This is a genomic window from Anaerophilus nitritigenes (assembly GCF_004138215.1).
Taxonomy (GTDB): domain Bacteria; phylum Bacillota; class Clostridia; order Peptostreptococcales; family Thermotaleaceae; genus Anaerophilus; species Anaerophilus nitritogenes.
On record NZ_RYYS01000078.1, the window covers coordinates 35,925 to 51,602 of the forward strand.

The following is a 15,678-nucleotide window of genomic DNA, read 5'->3' on the forward strand; positions in this document are numbered from 1 at the left end:
TCATTAAAAAAACCCCTAACATCCTTGTAAGGACGAAAGGGACTTTCGCGGTACCACCTTAATTCCAAAAATTGGCTCTTTAGTATCTATAACGGGATTTCCCGACTAAACCTACTTTATTTTCAGCTTAGTAACTCAGAAGCTACCTTCAATAATACTCCCCTAAGAAACCTTACAGCCTCCGGATTTCTCTCTCTAGAGGGGGGTGTTTATTTACTCCTCTTCTTCAACGTCTACTCATATAGTATTTTTCATTAATTATATATTATTTAAGACAAAAGTCAATATGTACTTTGTTTTTATTTCACCAATTTAAGAGAATATATTCTTTCTAAATAATTAATGAGTTCTTTAACCATATGGATATGATTTTTACTTAATATATCCCATTCTCTTTTGTAATTTGCATAAATATATCGTCGCATATTTCTAGTAGGTGCATAAGGACTTCCTCCAAATTCTACCACATCCTTATATATACAAAGCCTTGTAATTCTTCCCCATCCACTTTCTAAATTCATAGGATCAATTCCATACTCTGTCTCTTCTTTATGCACTAATGCATACCATCGAAAATGATCTACAATTCCTTTCATATACCCATATCGATGCTTTCCTTCTTCTATCTTGATATTATAATCCATAAAAACCCCACCTCTTTTATAACGTTTTCTATTATAGTTATATTCTATAGTCTACCCATTTAATAATATTTTTTTACATTTACTCATAATATATACAAATTGATACAAGGAGGATATTCATGAAAAAACAATATACACTCTATCTATGTACACTTATACTGGCTTTTTTATGTAGTTTAGGAAAACAAATGCTCATATCAAGTACTTGTGTCCTTTATTATTATGAAACTTCATGGATTTATCGTATGGCGAATCATTCTATCATAGGGATTGTCCTTGGTTTTATAGGATTTATACTATTCTTTAGTTTACTTTTTCATACAGCTCGTTTCTTATTAATACGTTGGAGTCATAATCAGATCCATTCTATTATGAATATTTTAGGATTAATATGGATTATGCTTCTTTTGTTTGCTTGTCTTTATGAAGGAATTTCTTTGTACTCTATCCTAGGATATTCTTTTCTTTTGTGTATCCTTATATTTTCTTTATTGTTAATGATTCATTATTTTTATCCTAATATCTAACTTTGATTTGCTGTCATTTTTTCTAAAAAATCTAGCTTCATTTTTGTACATTTTATATAAGTTTCCTGTGAAATTTTTTCTTTTAACAACAAATCATCACACAAATCAATAAAATCTGTTACTATACTCACAAGCATTTCTTCCACTTTTTTCGCCTCCATTATACGAATTACTATTTATTTCTCATTATATTCATAATATCCTAAATTTATTCATTTTATTTTGTAATTTTAAAAATAATGAACCATTATTTTTATCCTGCATATAATAAAATTATGTAAAATCATGAATCATGGAGGGATTATGATGAAAGTTTTTAAAATAACAGCATTTGTTCTTGTTCTAATCCTACTCATTTCAATAGTATTTACTGGTTGTAGTGACAAAACTTTAACAAAAGTTAGAGTAGCCGAAGTAACTCATTCTGTTTTTTATGCACCTCAATATGTATCGATTGCAGAAGGATTCTTCAAAGAAGAAGGACTTGAAATAGTGCTTATTAATGGGCAAGGTGCTGACAAAACTATGACTGCTTTATTATCTGATCAAGTAGATATAGGATTTATGGGCCCTGAAGCATCTGTTTATGTGTACAATCAAGGAAAAGAAGATTATGCTGTAAACTTTGCACAACTTACACAACGAGATGGTTCTTTTTTAGTAGCAAGAGAACCTATGCCTAATTTTAAATTTGAAGATGTAAAAGATAAAACCATCATCGGAGGAAGAAAAGGCGGAATGCCTGAAATGACACTAGAATATGTTCTCAAAAAAAATAATGTGTATCCTCAAGAAAATGTCAATGTAAGAACAGATATTCAATTCGCCGTTATGGCTGGAGCTTTCACTGGAGGAGAAGGAGATTTTGTTACTTTATTTGAACCTGTTGCATCTTCCTTAGAAGAACAAAACATTGGATATATTGTAGCTTCTATAGGTGAAGCTGCCGGATACCTTCCTTATACTTGCTATAGTGCAAAAAAAAGCTTTCTAGAAAAAAATCCAGAAACCATTCAAAAATTTACAAACGCTACCTATAAAGGTATGAAGTGGGTAGAAAATCATTCTCCAGAAGAAATTGCAAATTCTATTGCTTCTCAATTTCCTGATGCAGATTTAGAAATACTTACAAAAGTCGTAAAAAGATATAAAGATCAAGATACTTGGAAACCTGACTTAATTTTAACTGAAGAAGGTTTAAGTCATATGATGGATATTATTGAATTAGCTGGTGAATTAGATCAAAGAGCTCCTTATGATGAAATTGTAAATACAAAATTTGCACAAAAAGCTATGACAAATTTAAAATAAGTAAAATTAAATCCTCCTTAAAAAGGTTCTTTCATATGAAAGAACCTTTTTATATTTAACTCCATTTTGGTGTATTAAAATTTGAATCTTTAATTCTTTCCCCTTCTTCTTGTGAAACTATATAAGCTGTTGTTCCTTCTTTATCATATTCTTTTACTTTTTTTATGGCTTCTTGTCTACTCATGGGCTCAGATATAGATTGATGTGTTTTAATTACATATTTTTTGTCCATGACTATCCCTCCTCTTTTTTAGTATTCCTAATTTTATATAAAATTAAATACCCTGATAAAATTTTTTATTTAGTTATTGCATAAATATATTCCATATTATTTTTCCTTACAAAATTCATGTTGGCTTTCTCTCCATGTCCTGGGTAAATAATTATATCATCTTCCCATTTAGATATTGTATTTTTCATAGAATCTAGCATAGCATAAGGATCTGATCCTGCTAAATCTGTTCTACCAATTTCTATATTAAAAAGAGTGTCTCCTGTAAAGATAATTTTTTCATTCTTTACTTTCAAACACATACCTCCTGGTGTATGGCCAGGTGTATGAATTACTTCTAAAGTAATATTCCCTCCATTTATTTCATCTTTATCTTTTACTATTTTATCAGGAGTAATAGACATGTCTTTTGAATAATTCAAATATGGATTTTTAAGTCCTTCTACGTCATCTTGATGTATAAAAATAGGTACATTATACTTTTTTTTAATAAACTTCACAGCACCTATATGATCATGATGATAATGTGTTAAAATAATTCCTATTGGATGTAATTGATGATCCTCTATATAATTTAAAAATTTTTGTGCTTCATCTCCTGGATCAATAATAAAAGCTTCCTTTATCTTTTCATCATAAATAATATATCCATTTGTTTCTAAATTTCCTACTACTAACCTTTCTATTTGCATAAAAATCTCCTTTTCTTCTTTTAAATTTTATTATATTTTTACCCAAAATACATGTCAATATATATGCTATATATTTTTAAACTACATTTATCATATTTTTATAATTAGGCATGACTTTTGCATTTATATTAAGTATGATAGATAATATAAGTTTGTTATAATTTTAAAAAATCAATCATTTTGATTTTAAATAAAAATTTAGGAGGATTTTTTATGATTATTCCAAAGAAATTAAAAATTGGAGATACTATAGGGGTTGTCGCTCCAGCAGGGCCAGTACCCAAAGAAAAAGCTCTCCAAGCAAGATGTGTTTTAGAAGAAATGGGGTTTAAAGTAAAAATGGGAGAAAGCTGTTTTTTATCCTTTGGAAGATATTTAGCAGGAGAAGATCATATTCGAGCAAAAGATATCAACGATATGTTTATGGATCAAGATGTAGATGCTATCATATGCATTAGAGGTGGATATGGTTGTATGCGTATAATGGATAAAATTAATATAGACTATATCAAAAAAAATCCTAAAATATTTGTTGGATATTCTGATATAACTGCCTTACATATTCTATTTAATCAAATAGCAAATTTAGTTACTTATCATGGTCCTATGGTTTTTTCCAATATGATTGATTTAAATAAATTTACTAAAAAATCATTTTTTGAAGTCATAAATAGTGATGATGATATACATTTACAAAATCCACTCAATGAAGAAATCAAGACAATGGTAAATGGAGTTGTAAAAGGTCCTTTAGTAGGTGGAAATTTATGTTTAATAACATCTACTCTAGGAACTCCTTATGAAATTCAAACAAAAGGGAAAATTCTTTTTCTAGAAGATATAGGGGAGCAACCTTTTAAAATAGATAGAATGTTAACTCAACTTTCTTTGGCAAATAAATTACAAGAATGCAGAGGCATTATATTAGGTGATTTTAATGATTGTGAAGATAACAATGGATTTACTTTACTAGAGGTACTTAAAATGATTATTAAGCCACTCAATAAACCTACTATATACAATTTCAAATCTGGCCATTGTGAACCTATGATAACCCTTCCTCTTGGAACGATTTGTGAATTAGATGCAACAAATAAAAAAGTAATCATAAGAAGGAATGAAGCATGAAAACTTTAAAAAATAAAATAGAAAATATTATCAACTCTATAGATGGCCATAAAGGAATATATATTAAGGATTGTTCCACTAATAAAGTAATCTGTATAAACGAAAATAGAATATTCCATGCAGCCAGTACCATAAAACTTCCCATTTTATATGATGCTTTACTTCAAGTACAAAATAAAAATCTAACATTAGATGATACCTATCATCTCAAAGCATCAGACAAAGTTGATGGTTCTGGTATATTAAAACTTATGCATATTGGACTTGAGGTTACATTAAAAGATTTAATAACTCTTATGATTGATGTAAGTGATAATGTAGCCACAAATATTCTTCATGATCTTTTAGGTAAAGACCATATTAATAAATCCATTCAAAATCTTAATCTTAAAAATACTTTTTTTGCACGAAAGCTTATGATATGTGATTCTAATAGTCATAGCTATACGACTGCTAAAGATTTAGGATTATTATTAGAAGAATTTTTAGTATGCAAAAATCTAAATAAAGATATGGCAAATATAGGACTTGATATACTTTTCAATCAACAATATAACGATAGAATATCTCATGATTTGATTTTATGTGGCAATTGTCATAAATACTTAGGTCATAAGACTACTTGCTTAAAATGTAATGAACATACGTCAAATTTTGATCCTTTTTTTGTTCCTTTTGCTCACAAAACTGGAGAAATTAATGGAGTCATTCACGATGGAGGTATATTAAATATAAAAAATAAAAAAATCATCATCGTATGTCTTACAGATAAACTTACTGATCACGAACTTGGTATTTTAATGCAGCAAAAAATAGGAAAAGTAATTTTTGATTACTTTAATAAATAAAGCAAAGTATTTATAATACTTTGCTTTATTTAAGTTATAATATAAACATTCTAGCTGTCATCATCTCTTGTATATCTTTTGCTTTGTACTTTACTGTACAATCATCTATACGAATTACCCCTGGATAATAAGATGCTTTGTTGGCATCTTGATGTTTTTGAAATCTTATTTCTAGTTCAAATTCTTTTGGAGATTGTATTTTGCATTGTTGAATTTTTTTAATCCCTTCTTTTACACCCTCCTTTATACATTCACATGCATATTCTGGATGTATATTAAAAGTAGCATTTCCCTCACCTTTTTTTACTGCTACTGTCTCTATATTTGACACCAAATCCTTTGAATTTCTACAAAGCATTTCATCTCCACTTAAAAATACTACCGGAACACCATAATAGGCTGCTATATATGTATTCATAGTAAATTCTGATGCAATTTCTCCATTAATTTTTACATATACTGGTTTTTGTGCATCCATAGTATGAGATAATGGATTTCCATTACATGATGATGGTGAATGATATCCTATAAAGATACAAGCATCATATCTTGAATCAACTCCTGCCATCATAGATTCTGGAGATCCTGTCCATCCTCTTATTACATTTGCTTGTCTTGGCAATTTTGCAATATCTATATTTCTTCCTGAATCATGAGCATCTTTTACTGCAATCTCTTTTGCTCCCATTTGTATTGCTCCCTCACATGCTGCTATGGTTTCTTTTGTCATCTGATCAGCTGCCCATCTATGTTCACTATTTCCTAATATAGTTTCATTCCAATGCGTTACACCTGTAATACCTTCTATATCTACACTTATGTATATTTTCATTTTTATAACCTCCCATTTATTTTTTTAATAATTGAAGCAATACTTCTACTTGTAAAGCTACACCTGTTTTTATACATTCCTCATCCACCATAAAATACTCACTATGGATAGGTGCATTCCATCCTTTAGCATGATTTCCACACCCTAAATTATAATATGCTCCCTTAGTTTTTTGACAAAAAAATGAAAAATCATCGGCTCCCATGCTTGGAAACTCCTTAAATAAAACTTTGTCTGTACCTAAAAGCCTCTCTGATGTTTCCTTTAAAACATCTACTACTTCATCATTATTGATAAGTGCTGGGTAACCTTCCTCAAATTTAATTTCTGCTTTTGCTCCATGTGCTTTTGCTGTATTTTCTACTATATTTTTTATTTTTTCTTTTGCATATTTTCTCGTGTCTTGATCAAGGGTTCTTAAAGTTCCTGACATGACTACTTCCCCTGAAATTACATTGTTTTTTGTTCCTCCATGAATTTGTCCTAATGTTACTACTGCTGAGTTAAGTGGTGAAATATTTCTACTTATAAAGCTTTGAAGTGCTGTAATAATATATCCTGCTGTTACTATAGTATCTATAGATTGTTCTGGATAAGCCGCATGACTTGATTGACCTATAATTTTTATATAAAACTCATTGGTAGCCGCATTTAACTTTCCATATTTCATCTCTACATAACCTGCATCTATAGATGGCATTACATGTAGAGATGTAACATAGTCTACATTGGGATTTTTAAGACACCCTTGTTGAATCATTCTGTTCGCTCCACCTATTGTTTCTTCTGCTGGTTGAAAAAATATTTTTACATTTCCTAATAATTCATTTTCCATTTCTTTAAATAATTTTGCTACTCCAAGATGTATAGTAATATGAACATCATGTCCACAAGCATGCATGACTCCATTATAAACAGATTTAAACGCAAGATCATTTTGTTCTTTAATAGGTAGTGCATCTATGTCTGCTCTAGCACCTACTGTCTTACCGCCTTCTTTCCCTCTAATAATTGCTACTACTCCTATTTGGGCAATTCCTTTTTCATATTCTATTCCCCATTCATCTAAATAAGCACAGATTTTATCACTTGTTTTGTATTCTTTTTCGCTAAGCTCTGGGTACATATGAAAATCTCTTCTTATTTTTACAAGACTTTCAAATAATTCATCTACTCTTTTTTTTATATTCATAACAATCTCCTCACCCAATATAATTGATTACATTTACAATTTTATTATTTTTTGTATAAATACGTGGTGGTCGTATAGAAATTCTACTTAGAATTTCATTTTTATTAGTTCCTGAAAGCTTAGATGCAGTATCAATATCTAATGTATTATTTGTACCATCTCCATATATGATGACTTCATCTCCTTCACAAACATCTGGTATACCTGTTAGATCAATCATACATTGATCCATACAAATCACTCCAATAATTGGGGCTTTTTTCCCACAAACCGTTACATAACCTTTACCCCTTAAATTTCTAGGATAACCATCTGCATACCCAAAAGGAACTGTTCCTATAATACTATCTTCTTTTGCTTTCCATAGGTAATCATAGCTTACCCCCTCCCCCTTAGAAATTTTTTTAATATAAGATATTTTACTTTTAAATGTTAGTGCTTGTTTTAAATCTAAGCTTCCATAATGAAATCCTTTTATACCGTATATAATTGCTCCTGGTCGAATCATATTGAGCCTATACTCTTTGTAATCTACTGCTGATATACTATCTTCAATATGTTTATATTTAAAATTAATTCCCATGTCTTGAAACTTCTCTATTGCATTTATAAATTTATTATATTGCTTATTATCTTCCTCTTTTCCTGCAAGAGCTAAATGAGAAAAAATTCCTTCTACATAAATATTGTCTATCATACAAATTTTTCCTATTTCTTCAATACTATAATCACAATCTTTAAAACCTAATCGATTAAACCCTGTATCATATTTTATATGTACTACAGGTTTTTTATTATATTTTATACCTAACTCATTTAAAATTTTAGCTTGTTTATATGAAAATATAGTTTGTGTAATATTATTTTTTACTACATATTCTAAATGTGAATCTTTTGTAGCTCCCATAATAAATATCTTATAATCTTTAAAATTTTTTCTAAGCTCTAAAGCTTCATTTAAAGAAGCAACTGCTAGATAGTTAGCTCCATTTTCAATCAATGCTTTAGCTATCCCCACAGCTCCATGTCCATATCCATTAGCTTTGACTACTGCTGCAATAGCTACCTTTTCTCCAACCATTTTTTTTATACTTTTCATATTAAAAATAATATGATCTAAATTCACCTCAACAAATGTATCTCTTAATATAGCTTCCATTTTTATACCTCCACATTTTCTTTCATGAACTCTTGTTGTAGGATATTATATATATTTTCAAATTATATTAGATGCATAAAATATACCAATTTAAGTATACATCATTTTAAAATATATACAAAAATTCAAATACCTAGGACATAATGTCCTAGGCATTTAAATTAATAAGTGGTATTTTGCATGCCGCTATTTTGAACTTTTTCTCTAGCTTGTTGAACTTCTAGCTGATCGATATTATTTGAATTACTTAGGCTTGTTGTATTACCATATGCCATTCCCATTGTGCTTGATGTCATATTCATTCCACTAGACATCATATTTGACCCTTGACTATAGTTAGACATATTGTTCTTTACCTTTTGTATTTCACTCTGATCAATAGCATTTGAGTTCTTTAAGTTAGGAACGTTTCCCATAGAATTATACATAATCGGCATTCCTCCACTTTTTTATTTTATAAGCATTAAGCTTACATTAAATATTGTGTACATTATTTTAATAAATATAACTTGTAAAAACTTACAACCATCTTTCATAATATCTTCTCAAAACTTTACTTTTTATTTTGTATTTTTCTTTTTCTTCTTGGAATACTAATAGATGAAACTATAAAATAAGGAGTTGAATTTATGGATACATTAGCTCTTTTGTTAGTAATAATTGGTGCCCTTAATTGGGGTTTAATCGGCTTGTTTCGATTTGATTTAGTTGCAGCTTTATTTGGAGGATCAGCATCTATTTTAAGTAGAATTGTATATTCTTTAGTTGGATTAGCTGGAATCTATGCAATTAGTTTCTTTTTCAAAGAAAGAGAAAGAACAAGGTAATAAAAATAGAGAGTAAAAAATACTCTCTATTTTTATTACCTTTATTTAGATAACATTTGAATAAACATATCTACTTTTCTTCTTTGATCTGAATCCAAAAGATTTGTCATTTCTTTAAGCATTTGAAGTTTATAAATCAATTCTTTCTTTTCTTTATTTGAAAACCCTTCAATTAATTTATTCATCTCTTGTTCAATTTCAGATTGAGATTTGTTTCCATATTGATTAGCTAAACGAGAAAGTTGTTGTAATTGTTCTTCACTGGCATTCGTAGTTTTTGCAAAATCCATTAATCTTTGATTCATTCCTCTCATTCTTCTCATTTACTTGTCCTCCTTTTTCTACTTTGGGCAATATTATAGTATGTATATTTTATAAATTCGTTCCAAAAATTCGCAATAAGAAAAAAGCCTTCTTATTTAGAAGGCCTTTACATCATTAATACTCCATCTTTTTTGACAATCACTTGTAAAATTTTTTGTTCTTCTCCCGTGTCTGCATTAATATAAACTAAAAATGTATCTTGTTTATATTTCGCTTTGATTTCATAGCATAAAACCTCTTTCCCACCTTCCGTAGGGATAATCACCAATCTTGGTGTAGATGCTTGTGCATAACTACTAATTTTCTCCATTGCTTCATTTATAGAAATCTTTGGTTTTGAAAATGTACGTTCATGATTATTTAAAAGATATCCTTCTGTTTCTAATCCTAAAATTTCACCTTGATCTAGACCTACTTTTACTTTTATTAAATCAGTGTAAAATATAATATCATCTTTTTCATATGCAAAGTTAATTGTCAATTGACCATCATATTTTTCAAAATAAGTAGGGCTCATATTGATATAACCTATTTTGTTGAGACAATCCTGTGCAATTTTTATTGCTTGTTTTTCTGAAATTTTTATTGCTTTTACTTCTCTTGTATCTATCATCCATAAAATATTTCCTTCTATTTTAGTAATAGCCATAGTAATTGTATATTGTCCTTTTTGAGGTTTTAATTCTACTACATAAACTGGAATTTTGGTATCATTAGATTCACTAATGATCTTTGCATCATATTTTATAGACTCTTTACAAAAATCTTTTGCTATCTTTATCACTTCATCTTTTCCTATAGTTCTTCCTTTTTTATGTAATTTCTTATTTTTTATATGCTCAGAAAAAGGTCCATCATAAATAAGTTCAGGATATTTTTGCATTCTCTCTTCAATATTTACAAGACTTGTATTAATTAAATTAGAATTGACTTTTTTTAGATCTTGATTTGCCTTTTTTCTTAATTCTCCTATTCTCATTCCATTTTTAAACATATTATCTTGCAATGAAATAAATTCTTGAGATAAATAATTTGAATAATTGTGCAACTCTTCTAAAGTCTCTTTTTCATCTATACTAAGAGGCTTTCCTTCTAAGTTTTTTCTTGCTAAAGAAATACTCAAATCTCCTACTTGACTTAAAAATTTTTGAGTTTTACTTACGTTCTTATGATCTAATGGTAATTGTGTAAGTTTTTCTTGTGCATCATAACAAAGATAAGAAGTTTCAGAAAGCAAAAGTACATTTTGCTTTGGAGCTCCTGTAACCATAATCTTTGATAAATTTACTTGTATATTTTCTATATCTACTATCATATCTTGAAACATTCTTTGAAATTGATTTTCAAGAGTAATACTGTATGATTTATTTTCCTTATATTGAGCATATCCCCAGGCTCCTACACTTACAAGAAATACTGTAAATATTGCCATCATAGTAATAAATCTCTTTTTCATCATAACCCCCCATTTCTATTGATGTGCAAACCAATGTTTTCCTATTTTTAAAGTTACTTCTCTTGTCCATATCCATTTACTCGTTGCCTTCGCAGGATTCCAGTAATAAATGGCGCCTCCTGTAGGATCCCATCCATTAAGAGCATCTCTTGCAGCTTTATAAGATTGTTCATTTGGATTTAAATATATTTGACCATCATCTACAGCTGTAAATGCTCTAGGTTGAAAAATAACACCTGCAATAGAATTAGGAAAAGATGGATTTTTTACACGATTTAATATTACAGAAGCTACAGCCACTTGTCCTACATAAGGTTCACCTCTTGCTTCTCCATGGATAGCCATTGCCAATAATTGTACATCATTATTTTTTGACACACCTCTGCTTGTGGCAGTATACGTGCTCGTTCCTTGTTTTTGTTGTATTCCAAGAGCACGTTTTGTATTTGCTCCTATTATTCCATCTACTTTTAATCCATTTTTCCTTTGAAATTTTGTAACTGCACTATAGGTTCTAGATCCATAAATTCCATCTACAGCTCCTGTATAATACCCCCATTGCTTTAGTTTTTTTTGTGCTTCTTGTATTATACTACTATATTTTGTAGTAGATGATTTTTTATGGATTCCCAAAGCTTGTCTTGTTTTATTTCCTATTTTCCCATCTGGTGTAAGTCCATTTTTTCTTTGAAAGTTTATAACAGCTCCATACATTTGCTTTCCATAAATTCCATCTATATTTCCTTTATAATATCCCCAATTTTTCAACTTCGTTTGTATCAGTCTTACTTCACTTCCACGAGCTCCCCAAGAGATACTTGCTGCATAAGTTAGATCGATCAACAAAATACTTATAAAAACACTAACTACTAGCAAAAATAATATTCTTTTTTTTGTTTTCATTTCCATTTCCCTCCTAATATGCTCTTCTTATTTTGAGTTAGAAATGGATAAATTATTCTTTTTATTTAAAATTGGTCAAAAAAATAATGGTCCAAAGACCATTATTTTACTGAGTAATCATTTTACTTAAATTGGTAATTCCAATTGTAAAACTTGATAAGAGCACTATAAACATTGATGCTACTATAAAAGTTTTTACTTTATTCATATTATATTCTCCTTACATTTACAATTATTGTATAAAAGCTATTATAAGTATCGGCAATTTTAAAATTTTTTATACATCCTCCCTTTTCCAATAATATATCTCTTATAGCCCATTATATATATACCACAAATACACGCATACAATCAATGACAATTGCATTACAAATTCTTTATTTTATCTACAATTTAAATGTATAAAAAAATCATAGCATATAAACTATGACTTTTACCATTTTATTTTTTCTATTCGATCAAATGCTTCTTTTAATGTTTCTATTCCTACTGTAGTAGCAATTCTTATATAGTTTTCTCCACTTTTTCCAAAAGCATTTCCTGGAATAGTCAGAATATGAGCTTCTTTTAAAAGCTTTTCACTACATTCCATAGAGGTAAGACCTGTCTTTTTTATATTGACAAATAAATAAAATGCTCCTTGAGGTTTCATAACTGATAACTTAGGAATCTTATTGATTCTTTCATATGCATAAAAAACTCTTTTTCTGTATTCCTCCTTCATAGGTAGAATAATTTCTTCTCTCATATTCAAAGCATAAATGGCTGCTCGTTGAGAAATGGATGGAGCACAATAGCAAATTCCTTCATTGATATCTTTTATACAATCAATGATATAATCAGAAGCTAAAACATATCCTACTCTCCATCCTGTCATAGCATAGTCTTTTGAAAAACTACCCAAAGTAATAGTTCTCTTCTTCATTTCTTCTATCGTAGTAAAAGGAGTAAAATCTTCTTCAAAGCTAAAGCCTCCATATACTTCATCTGTAATAATCAACAAATTATTTTCCTGAACAATTTGTGCTATTTTCTTTAAAATTTTAAAATTTAGTGTAGCCCCAGTTGGATTATTAGGAGTATTAATAATAATTGCTTTTGTTTTATTTGTAATTTTTTCTTTTAATTTTTCTATATTGATTTGAAAATGATCTTCTTCCGTAGTTTCTAAAGTAATCATTTTGCCTCTTGCCAATTCAATTTGATTTTTATAAGGTGTAAAATAAGGCTCTGGTACGATGATCTCATCTCCTTCATCTAGAATAGCTTCTAGTACAAGATGCATACCATGACACGCACCTACTACAATCATCATTTCTTTTTCATCTACTTTATAACTATACGTATTTTGATAAAAATTTGAAATAGCTTTTCTTAATTCTAAATCACCTAAAGCATCTGTATATTTTGTATGCCCAGTGCATATATCTTCAAAAGTTTTATCTATAATTCTTCGATCTGTAATAAAATCAGGATCGCCTAGACTTAAATTAATCATATCGTCGTATAAATAAGCCAGTTCCGATACTACTCCCATAGGAGTAGTCATTTTATCGTGATATTTCTTAGCAAGAAATTGATTTTTCATGCAAACCCTCCTCTACAACACTTTTCCTAAAAAGTCTTTTGTTCTTGGATGCTTTGGATTTTCAAATATCTCTTTTGGAGATCCTTCTTCTACGATTTGTCCTCCATCCATAAAAACGACTCTTGAGGCTACCTCCTTTGCAAAGCCCATTTCATGAGTTACGACTACCATAGTCATTCCATCTGATGCTAATTCTTTCATTACATCTAATACCTCTCCTACCATCTCTGGATCTAGGGCTGAAGTAGGTTCATCAAATAACATTACATCTGGAGACATAGCTAGTGCTCTAGCAATGGCAATCCTTTGTTTTTGTCCTCCTGATAATTGATTTGGATAAGCATGTGCTTTATCCTCTAATCCAATTCTATTTAATAAATTCATAGCAATTTTTTGAGCTTCTTCTTTTTCCATCTTTTTTACTTTTATAGGAGAAAGTGTAATATTTTCTGAAACTGTCATATGTGGAAATAAATTAAATTGTTGAAAAACCATTCCCATCTTTTCTCTTTGTTTATTTACATCATTTTTAGAATCTGTAATAGAGACTCCTTCAAATACAATTTCACCACTTGTAGGATACTCTAATAAATTTAAACATCTTAAAAAGGTACTTTTTCCAGACCCACTAGGACCTATGATGACTACTACTTCTCCTTTTTTAATATGTTCGTCTATTCCTTTGAGTACATGTAATGAGCCAAAGCTTTTATTTAAATTAGTTACGTGAATCACTAGCACTCAACCTCCTCTCAAGGTTACCAACCAATTTAGAAAGAGTAAAAGTAATAATAAAATAAATAATTGCAGCAACCACTAAAGGTGCAAAAGGTTTATATGAATTTCCTCTTACTGTATCTGTTTGATACATTAAATCATAAATCCCTACTACAGATACAATAGCTGACTCTTTTACCAGTACAATAAATTCATTTCCTAATGCAGGCAATATATTTTTAAATGCTTGCGGAATAACAATATATCTCATAGCCATAGAATGAGTCATTCCTAAAGATCTTGCAGCCTCCATCTGTCCTTTATCAATAGATTGAATTCCTGCACGAATGATTTCTGATACATAAGCTGAACTATTAAAAGAAACTGCAATAATTCCAAGTAATATATCAGGAAATTCTATTCCTGTAAGCATAGGCAATCCATAATAAATCATAAATAATTGTACTAACAAAGGGGTTCCTCTTACAACCTCTATATAAGCTGATGCTGGTACTCTTATAAAAGATTTTTTAGACATTTTCATAAGAGCTAAAAATATACCTATAGCAACACCAAAAATAACACCAAAAAAAGAAAGAAATAAGGTAATCTTTGTTCCATTGATGAAAAATTTATAATATTTTTGAATAAATTCCATATAAATCGTTATATAATACATCATTATATTAGCCATTAATATTGCCACCTCCTAAATGCTCTTTAAAGTATTAGAAAAAGGTTTAAAACCTTTTTCTAATACTTTATTTACTTTCTGTAAGTTCTACTGCTTGTGCTACAAACTCATCTATTTTTCCTTCTTCAATCAATTTATCTAATATTTTATTGAATTCATCTACTAATTCTTTATTTCCTTTTTTCACTGCAATTGCAGCTCCATCTCCTTTTTGTAGAACAATTCCTGGCGCAAAAAGTTTTTTATTACTATTTACATAAGAATGAGCTACTGGCTTTGGAATAATAATTGCATCAATTTTTTCATTTGATAATTCTAATACTAAATCTGTAATTTTACTTAGTCCTTTTACTTGTGCTCCTTCAATACCTCTTGCAAGTTTTTCTTGTACTGTTGACTTTTGTACACCTATTCTTAATCCTTTTAAATCATCTTTTGATTTTATTTGATCTTTATTTTTTACATTGATTAGTATACTTTGTTCTTCTGAATAATATTCTTTTGTAAAATCAACACTTTCCGCTCTATCTGGATCTGGTGTCATACCTGCTATAATAAAATCTATTTTATTTGCTACTAAAGCTGCTAATAACCCATCAAATTT

20 protein-coding genes and 1 other annotated feature are annotated in these 15,678 nt (G+C 29.2%); of the genes, 5 read left to right on the forward strand and 15 right to left on the reverse strand.

Features of this window, described 5'->3' with window-relative positions; all coding sequences use genetic code 11:
- Positions 1-25 precede the first annotated feature (25 nt).
- Positions 26-239, reverse strand: a binding site (T-box leader).
- 60 nt (positions 240-299) lie between these two features.
- On the reverse strand, positions 300-644 hold the full coding sequence (locus EK368_RS12105; RefSeq protein WP_129600064.1) for a hypothetical protein: 345 nt from the start codon (positions 642-644) through the stop codon (positions 300-302).
- A 119-nt stretch (positions 645-763) separates the two neighbouring features.
- Between EK368_RS12105 and EK368_RS12110 the strand changes: the two genes are divergently transcribed.
- On the forward strand, positions 764-1,171 hold the full coding sequence (locus EK368_RS12110) for a hypothetical protein (protein WP_129600066.1): 408 nt from the start codon (positions 764-766) through the stop codon (positions 1,169-1,171).
- Here EK368_RS12110 and EK368_RS14955 read toward each other — a convergent pair.
- Positions 1,168-1,317 (reverse strand): hypothetical protein, encoded by a 150-nt coding sequence (locus EK368_RS14955; protein ID WP_165000441.1) that lies wholly within the window; start codon positions 1,315-1,317, stop codon positions 1,168-1,170. The genes EK368_RS12110 and EK368_RS14955 overlap by 4 nt on opposite strands.
- 160 nt (positions 1,318-1,477) lie before the next feature.
- On the opposite strand from EK368_RS14955, the gene EK368_RS12115 reads away from it, so the two are divergent.
- Positions 1,478-2,482, forward strand: coding sequence for an ABC transporter substrate-binding protein (locus EK368_RS12115; protein WP_479722769.1), 1,005 nt, complete (start codon positions 1,478-1,480; stop codon positions 2,480-2,482).
- 55 nt (positions 2,483-2,537) lie between these two features.
- Here EK368_RS12115 and EK368_RS14960 read toward each other — a convergent pair whose 3' ends face one another.
- On the reverse strand, positions 2,538-2,714 hold the full coding sequence (locus tag EK368_RS14960; protein ID WP_165000442.1) for a hypothetical protein: 177 nt from the start codon (positions 2,712-2,714) through the stop codon (positions 2,538-2,540).
- A gap of 65 nt (positions 2,715-2,779) precedes the next feature.
- Positions 2,780-3,406, reverse strand: coding sequence for an MBL fold metallo-hydrolase (locus tag EK368_RS12120; protein ID WP_129600069.1), 627 nt, complete (start codon positions 3,404-3,406; stop codon positions 2,780-2,782).
- A 213-nt stretch (positions 3,407-3,619) separates the two neighbouring features.
- Between EK368_RS12120 and EK368_RS12125 the strand changes: the two genes are divergently transcribed.
- Both EK368_RS12125 and EK368_RS12130 read left to right on the forward strand, forming a co-directional pair.
- A complete protein-coding gene (locus EK368_RS12125) occupies positions 3,620-4,534 on the forward strand; it encodes a S66 peptidase family protein (RefSeq protein ID WP_129600070.1) in 915 nt (304 codons plus the stop codon).
- Complete coding sequence (locus EK368_RS12130) at positions 4,531-5,382, forward strand: serine hydrolase (RefSeq protein ID WP_129600072.1); 852 nt, start codon at positions 4,531-4,533, stop codon at positions 5,380-5,382. Before EK368_RS12125 ends, EK368_RS12130 begins: the two co-directional genes overlap by 4 nt.
- A gap of 34 nt (positions 5,383-5,416) precedes the next feature.
- Here EK368_RS12130 and EK368_RS12135 read toward each other — a convergent pair whose 3' ends face one another.
- The 4 genes from EK368_RS12135 to EK368_RS12150 form a co-directional block, all read right to left on the reverse strand.
- A complete protein-coding gene (locus tag EK368_RS12135) occupies positions 5,417-6,214 on the reverse strand; it encodes a M55 family metallopeptidase (RefSeq protein WP_129600073.1) in 798 nt (265 codons plus the stop codon).
- Between the two features lie 16 nt (positions 6,215-6,230).
- Positions 6,231-7,406: a M20 metallopeptidase family protein gene (locus EK368_RS12140; RefSeq protein ID WP_129600075.1), complete on the reverse strand. Its 1,176-nt coding sequence runs from the start codon at positions 7,404-7,406 to the stop codon at positions 6,231-6,233.
- 10 nt (positions 7,407-7,416) lie between these two features.
- Positions 7,417-8,565 (reverse strand): alanine racemase, encoded by a 1,149-nt coding sequence (gene alr, locus EK368_RS12145; protein WP_129600076.1) that lies wholly within the window; start codon positions 8,563-8,565, stop codon positions 7,417-7,419.
- Between the two features lie 161 nt (positions 8,566-8,726).
- Complete coding sequence (locus tag EK368_RS12150; protein ID WP_129600078.1) at positions 8,727-8,993, reverse strand: hypothetical protein; 267 nt, start codon at positions 8,991-8,993, stop codon at positions 8,727-8,729.
- A 201-nt stretch (positions 8,994-9,194) separates the two neighbouring features.
- On the opposite strand from EK368_RS12150, the gene EK368_RS12155 reads away from it, so the two are divergent.
- Positions 9,195-9,392, forward strand: coding sequence for a DUF378 domain-containing protein (locus EK368_RS12155; RefSeq protein ID WP_129600080.1), 198 nt, complete (start codon positions 9,195-9,197; stop codon positions 9,390-9,392).
- Positions 9,393-9,433: 41 nt separating this feature from the next.
- Here EK368_RS12155 and EK368_RS12160 read toward each other — a convergent pair whose 3' ends face one another.
- From EK368_RS12160 to EK368_RS12190, 7 genes are all read right to left on the reverse strand, one after another.
- The gene (locus tag EK368_RS12160; protein ID WP_129600082.1) at positions 9,434-9,715 is read right to left on the reverse strand and encodes a hypothetical protein; all 282 of its coding nucleotides are present in this window, start codon (positions 9,713-9,715) and stop codon (positions 9,434-9,436) included.
- Between the two features lie 107 nt (positions 9,716-9,822).
- A complete protein-coding gene (gene ypeB / locus EK368_RS12165) occupies positions 9,823-11,172 on the reverse strand; it encodes a germination protein YpeB (RefSeq protein ID WP_165000443.1) in 1,350 nt (449 codons plus the stop codon).
- A 15-nt stretch (positions 11,173-11,187) separates the two neighbouring features.
- Positions 11,188-12,075 (reverse strand): spore cortex-lytic enzyme, encoded by an 888-nt coding sequence (sleB, locus tag EK368_RS12170; protein WP_243109418.1) that lies wholly within the window; start codon positions 12,073-12,075, stop codon positions 11,188-11,190.
- 433 nt (positions 12,076-12,508) lie between these two features.
- On the reverse strand, positions 12,509-13,663 hold the full coding sequence (locus EK368_RS12175) for a pyridoxal phosphate-dependent aminotransferase (RefSeq protein WP_129600086.1): 1,155 nt from the start codon (positions 13,661-13,663) through the stop codon (positions 12,509-12,511).
- A 12-nt stretch (positions 13,664-13,675) separates the two neighbouring features.
- Positions 13,676-14,398 carry an amino acid ABC transporter ATP-binding protein gene (locus tag EK368_RS12180; protein ID WP_129600087.1) on the reverse strand — a complete coding sequence of 241 codons (723 nt, stop codon included), beginning with the start codon at positions 14,396-14,398 and terminating at the stop codon, positions 13,676-13,678.
- Complete coding sequence (locus tag EK368_RS12185; RefSeq protein ID WP_129600096.1) at positions 14,382-15,044, reverse strand: amino acid ABC transporter permease; 663 nt, start codon at positions 15,042-15,044, stop codon at positions 14,382-14,384. The genes EK368_RS12180 and EK368_RS12185 overlap by 17 nt, the downstream gene beginning before the upstream one ends.
- A 97-nt stretch (positions 15,045-15,141) precedes the next feature.
- A partial coding sequence (locus EK368_RS12190; protein WP_129600089.1) for a transporter substrate-binding domain-containing protein occupies positions 15,142-15,678 on the reverse strand: 537 nt, incomplete at its 5' end.

Excerpts from the sequence above, each read along its gene's own strand:
- EK368_RS12105 (WP_129600064.1), bottom strand. The coding sequence starts at position 644 with ATGGATTATAATATCAAGATAGAAGAAGGAAAGCATCGATATGGGTAT.
- EK368_RS12110 (WP_129600066.1), top strand. The coding sequence starts at position 764 with ATGAAAAAACAATATACACTCTATCTATGTACACTTATACTGGCTTTT.
- EK368_RS12115 (WP_479722769.1), top strand. The coding sequence starts at position 1,478 with ATGAAAGTTTTTAAAATAACAGCATTTGTTCTTGTTCTAATCCTACTC.
- EK368_RS14960 (WP_165000442.1), bottom strand. The coding sequence starts at position 2,714 with ATGGACAAAAAATATGTAATTAAAACACATCAATCTATATCTGAGCCC.
- EK368_RS12120 (WP_129600069.1), bottom strand. The coding sequence starts at position 3,406 with ATGCAAATAGAAAGGTTAGTAGTAGGAAATTTAGAAACAAATGGATAT.
- EK368_RS12125 (WP_129600070.1), top strand. The coding sequence starts at position 3,620 with ATGATTATTCCAAAGAAATTAAAAATTGGAGATACTATAGGGGTTGTC.
- EK368_RS12130 (WP_129600072.1), top strand. The coding sequence starts at position 4,531 with ATGAAAACTTTAAAAAATAAAATAGAAAATATTATCAACTCTATAGAT.
- EK368_RS12135 (WP_129600073.1), bottom strand. The coding sequence starts at position 6,214 with ATGAAAATATACATAAGTGTAGATATAGAAGGTATTACAGGTGTAACG.
- EK368_RS12140 (WP_129600075.1), bottom strand. The coding sequence starts at position 7,406 with ATGAATATAAAAAAAAGAGTAGATGAATTATTTGAAAGTCTTGTAAAA.
- alr (WP_129600076.1), bottom strand. The coding sequence starts at position 8,565 with ATGGAAGCTATATTAAGAGATACATTTGTTGAGGTGAATTTAGATCAT.
- EK368_RS12150 (WP_129600078.1), bottom strand. The coding sequence starts at position 8,993 with ATGTATAATTCTATGGGAAACGTTCCTAACTTAAAGAACTCAAATGCT.
- EK368_RS12155 (WP_129600080.1), top strand. The coding sequence starts at position 9,195 with ATGGATACATTAGCTCTTTTGTTAGTAATAATTGGTGCCCTTAATTGG.
- EK368_RS12160 (WP_129600082.1), bottom strand. The coding sequence starts at position 9,715 with ATGAGAAGAATGAGAGGAATGAATCAAAGATTAATGGATTTTGCAAAA.
- ypeB (WP_165000443.1), bottom strand. The coding sequence starts at position 11,172 with ATGAAAAAGAGATTTATTACTATGATGGCAATATTTACAGTATTTCTT.
- sleB (WP_243109418.1), bottom strand. The coding sequence starts at position 12,075 with ATGAAAACAAAAAAAAGAATATTATTTTTGCTAGTAGTTAGTGTTTTT.
- EK368_RS12175 (WP_129600086.1), bottom strand. The coding sequence starts at position 13,663 with ATGAAAAATCAATTTCTTGCTAAGAAATATCACGATAAAATGACTACT.